Consider the following 1,001-nt stretch of genomic DNA (forward strand, 5'->3'; position numbering starts at 1 on the left):
TATTTTAACTTATTTCTCGCATCGTCAACCGACGCGCCATAGGGGTACTTTAACTGTGCCCAGCCCATCAATCCCGGTTTTACTTTATGCCGAGCATCGTAAAAAGGTATTTGTTCTTTCAATTCTTCTACAAACTGAGGCCTTTCTGGACGAGGCCCAACAAAACTCATATCGCCCGTAAAAACATTATAAAGCTGCGGCAATTCATCAAGACGTGTATTTCTGATAAACGCCCCCACTTTTGTTACGCGCGCATCATTTTTAGTCGCCCAAACGGCCTTACCGTCTTTCTCCGCATCTTGAGCCATACTTCTGAATTTATAAATAGAGAACTCTTTTCCATTCAGCCCGACACGCGTCTGACTGTAGAGAATTGGCCCGTCACTTTCTAGCTTAACCGCAATGGCAGTTATCAACATAAACGGCCAGGTAAGCAATAAAATCAGGCTTGCGACGGTCAAATCAAATAACTTCTTTAGAATATCTCGTGCTTGAGAATAGACAAAACCATCTGAGAACAAAGCCCAACCAGGACGAAGCATTGAAATTTCCAATCGCAACAGCTCTCGCTCTATGAACTCAACAGGGTCCGTCACACGAACCCCTCTGAGCTTACAATCCAGCAGTGCATCTATAGGAATCTGACCACCTTCACTGCGGCGGCGCTCATCTGGCGCGACAACTATTTCACTAATATTATGCTGCTTAACAAAGGCCATCCAATCTTCAGGTTCATTGACCAATAAACTGGAATCTACAACCACCTCACCTTGCCCACAAGCCATACAGCCATATAACTGAAACCCTGACTCATCTTTACTAGCTTGAATTCGCTCCATAATATTGGCAGCTGTGTTCCCAGCACCAAAAATTACAACTCGCCGCGTTAACTGAGCCAAATCAACGACTTTATAAAAAAGTACCCTTACCACTAATACGAAGATCAAGGAAAAGGTGATCGCAAACGCTAAAACGCCGCGACCTAAATACATAACAGGGAA

At 44.2% G+C, this 1,001-nt stretch carries 1 protein-coding gene; it reads right to left on the reverse strand.

Going from position 1 to position 1,001, the window contains the following annotated elements; all coding sequences use genetic code 11:
• Positions 1-1,001, reverse strand: a 1,001-nt coding sequence (locus tag A3763_RS20430) for a TIGR03013 family XrtA/PEP-CTERM system glycosyltransferase (RefSeq protein WP_156495219.1), incomplete at both ends; no start/stop codon positions are given.

This window comes from Oleiphilus sp. HI0128, assembly GCF_001635365.1.